Origin of the sequence: Phaeovulum sp. (assembly GCF_041596715.1) — a bacterium.
Classification (GTDB): Bacteria; Pseudomonadota; Alphaproteobacteria; order Rhodobacterales; family Rhodobacteraceae; genus UBA6213.
In genome coordinates this window covers 1-3480 of record NZ_JBFHIA010000284.1, presented here as the reverse complement: position 1 = coordinate 3480, position 3480 = coordinate 1, and the positions used below count along the sequence as shown (strand labels likewise).

At 64.2% G+C, this 3480-nt stretch carries 3 protein-coding genes and 1 pseudogene; 1 reads left to right on the top strand and 3 read right to left on the bottom strand.

The genetic code is table 11. The annotated features are described in order from the left end of the window. On the bottom strand, positions 1-1903 hold a 1903-nt coding region (locus ABY403_RS14675; RefSeq protein ID WP_372841565.1), incomplete at its 3' end, for a phage tail protein. 162 nt (positions 1904-2065) lie between these two features. Here ABY403_RS14675 and ABY403_RS14670 point away from each other — a divergent pair. Continuing rightward, a complete protein-coding gene (locus ABY403_RS14670) occupies positions 2066-2554 on the top strand; it encodes a GFA family protein (RefSeq protein ID WP_372841564.1) in 489 nt (162 codons plus the stop codon). An 83-nt stretch (positions 2555-2637) separates the two neighbouring features. On the opposite strand, the gene ABY403_RS14665 is transcribed toward ABY403_RS14670, so the two are convergent. Then, positions 2638-3198, bottom strand: a complete 561-nt coding sequence (locus tag ABY403_RS14665; protein WP_372841563.1) for a hypothetical protein — start codon at positions 3196-3198, stop codon at positions 2638-2640. Further along, positions 3195-3480: pseudogene (locus ABY403_RS14660) on the bottom strand (hypothetical protein); the annotation flags it as partial. The gene ABY403_RS14665 and the pseudogene ABY403_RS14660, both read right to left, overlap by 4 nt.

The window sequence follows — 3480 nt, the reverse complement described above, 5'->3', positions numbered from 1 at the left end:
GGTAAAGCGCCTCGCTCACCGTGGGCGTGCCGGGCGGTGCGATATCAAACGCTGAGGGCAGCGTGGTGCGCGGGGCTGCGGCATAGATTGCCTCTTCGCTGGCGTCCCAGTCATAAACCAGCGGCGAGGTCTCGCGCAGCATCAGCTCGGGCAGCAGGGCCGCACGGTCACCGGAAACGGTCAGATCAAGGTTGACGCTTTGCACCTCGAACGGTTTTGCGGCAAAGCCCCAGCGAGCATAGTCCAGCATCACGGTCTCGCCTACTGCCGCAGCCCAGGCGGAAAGCTTGCCCGCAATGCGCAGGCTCATCTGGCGCCTTGCGCGTTCAAGCTCGATCTTGGCGAGGCGCTGTGCCGTGGAAGACGAGATCGTGAAGGGCAGCGACAGATCCCGCCAGACTTCTTCGCCGCCATCCTCGGCGCGGTAGACGTCGCTGGTTACCGCCGGGAAGTCATCCGCCTGCCAGTCGTTCTCGGGGCTCACGAACTGGCCGCGCACCGCGTTGAAACTCTCGGCGCGGCTGACGCGTGTGGCGAGCACCATGCTGCCTTCGCGCACGTCATCGGCGGTGAGCGTGATCTCGGGCAGCCGATAGGCGCCGGCCATCAGCCGCCAGGCACCTCCCGCATGTGCGACGCGTCCGGCCATGGCGCTCAGCATCGCCTCGATCACCGTCTTGGGGTCCTGGGCAAGCGATACCACGCCGTTGCAAGCATAGCGCGGCTCCTCGCCGCCGGCAGCCAGCGGCACTGCCTCGTCGCAGATGTTGGCGGCCTCGATCAGTACCTCGGCGTCGGTGCCATCGCCCGCGCCGATTGCCGCGCCGATGCCAAAGCGCGGATGCGCCATGTAGTCGGCAAGGCAAAGCGCCGCGTTCTCGCTGTAGCTGCGCGTGTTGGTGCGCGGATCGAGAATGTCGTCCTTGCCTTCGATATCGACCGCGATGTTCGGAATGCCGCCCGGGAAGGCGTCCTGGTTGTAGCTGAGCCGCAGGTAGATCGCGGCGCAACCTGCTAGGCGATGCTCGGCCGTCCACATCTCCGGCAAGTTTGCCATGAGGGATACGAACGCCGTCTGATCCTCAGTGCCGAGCCGTTTCTCGAGCGTGACCTTCCCGGCCCAGCGCCCTTGCGCGACGCCCGCTGCATCGACCGCCGTCTCGCCCTCGAACCAGATCGCCCCGATTGCCCGCACCCGATGTGCCGCGAGGACCACCACCAGATGCAGGTACTGGTTTTTGGCACCAGATGAATGCAGAAACACGATCACTCCACCCTTGCGTGCACGCCCATAGACCATGTCGCGCGGCATCACCGGGGCGCGCACCGTCACCGTGCGCGCGGGCGCCTTCGGCTTTGGCATCAGCGCCTGCGATGCGTAGCTGAGCAAAAGCGAGCCCCCGAGCCGGAGCAGCATCGCGCCAATGCCGCCTGCCGCTAGGGTCGTGCCTACCCAGCCCGCCACGGCGGTGATGATCGGCGCAAGAAACGGCATAGCTAAGACCCTCCAGGCCCGGGTGCAGGTGGCAAGCGGCAGCGTGATCAGCCCCGCGGGGGCCATGCCGACGGCAGACGCGCCGAGGCAGATGCCGAAGCCGCGGCCGTCGGCAGAAAGGACAATATCGCCGCGTTGTGCGAGCAAGGGTGTGGCGAGCGGTGGCCCGAGCAGGGCATCGCCCATCGCCGCGAGCGAGGACCAGCCGAGGCGGCGCATCAGGCGCAAGCCGCCGCGGTAGGAGCTGTACTGGCCGCGCCAGAGTGCTGCCGCGTCCTCGCCGGTCAGTGCGCGGCGCGTGTCGAAGGCAAAGGTCGGGCAGTCGTTGCGGCTCCAGGCGAAAGGGGTCGCGCGGGCGGCATCGATCGCCGCGGCGAGACGGTGGGGCCAGTCGGGGTGGCGGGGCATAGGGCGGGTATTCTGTTTGGGCGGCCGAGAGAGCGGACTTCCGCCAGGTGGTGAGCCTTCGGCGTCAAGATTAGGAAGTGCGGATAGCGGCCATTGGTATTGGCGGGAAGATACGTGCTAACAAAGTGCGCGGGATGGTTCGCATGCTCGGGAGGCACGATTATGGTGAATGCTCAAGGTGGCTGTCTTTGCGGAAACCTCAGATATGAGGTTAGAAAACTACCGACCAGAGTCACCATATGCCATTGTAAGTTCTGCCAGCGCGCTACCGGTGGCGCCTATATGGTCGAACCAATTTTCGACGCGCGGGATTTTCAAGTCGTCAACGGGTCACCAAAAACATATGTTCATACTTCCGAAGGTAGCGGAAAAGAGGTTTTCATTCATTTCTGCGACATTTGCGGCACGAAGTTGTTTTTGACCTTTGAACGCTTTTCGAATGTCGTTGGTGTCTACAGCGGGACTTTTGATGACCCTAATTGGTTTGAACAAACACCCGAAAACTCGAAACAGATTTTTCTTGGTTCAGCGCAAAGGGGCACAATCATACCACCGCATGTGAAGACCTATATCGAACACGCCACCGAGAACGACGGGACACCAAAAACGCCAACCGTATTTAGTACCCCCCAAATTATCGGTGCTCGTTGACTTGGAAATCGTAGCCAGAGGCGGCTCTACGTCGGCCTTCACTGCGGGCTGGATCAAGGTCAGCTGGGTGCCGTTTGCCCCCTTCACCCCCGCCCCCAGGTCACCTCCTTGTCCTGAATCGCAGTGACGTATTCGAAGCCCCGGTCGCCCGGATAGAGCGCCTGCTGGCTTTCATGCGTGTAGCGCCAGCTTCGCGGGGTAGTGAGATCAATCAACCGGCTCTCGTAACTGAGGGTCACGGTGCAGGTCTCTGCATCGTCGGTGATCTGCGGAACATCGAGGCGACCTGCAAAGGCCTGCACCGGATCGGCGATGATGGCGCCGTCTTCGGTAAGCAGCGCGAGCCAGATGCGGCCGGGCAGACCTTGGCGGGCTTCGCCGATCGCCAGTTGCACCATGTCGAGCGGCACGCCCGAGAGCGAGATCGTGGTGCCCGAGGCCACCACTTCGCCGCGCTCGTCGATGCCGCCGATGCCAAGCAGCGATCCGGCCCCGGCCCAAGTGTGGCCATTCCAGGCGATCTCGCCGAGGCCCGACCAAAGCCGCAGCCAGCCGGTGGCGAACTGGCCTTCGAATAACAGCGCAGGCCGAAGCTCTGCCTCGGCAAGGGCGGCGGCAAAGGCTGGGGTGAGATCGCGGTTCATAGCGCCTCGCGAGCAGTGAACGAAAAGCGGTAGCTGTCGGCGCGGCCGATCCGGGCAGGCACCGGGGTGGCGAGGCGCAGCAGCACCGCTGGCGCAGTGACCTCGAGCGATGCGCCGTCGGCAGGGCTCGCGCGCAGCCGCGGCACAAGGTTCAGCGTTGCGCGCCCCTCTGCATTGGCGCTGGCATCGGCGGTGACCTGATAAAGCCGCGTCGCACTATCCGCCCCGAGCGACAAGAATTCGCCTGCCAGCAGCACTTGCGCATCCGGCAGCCAGCCGCGG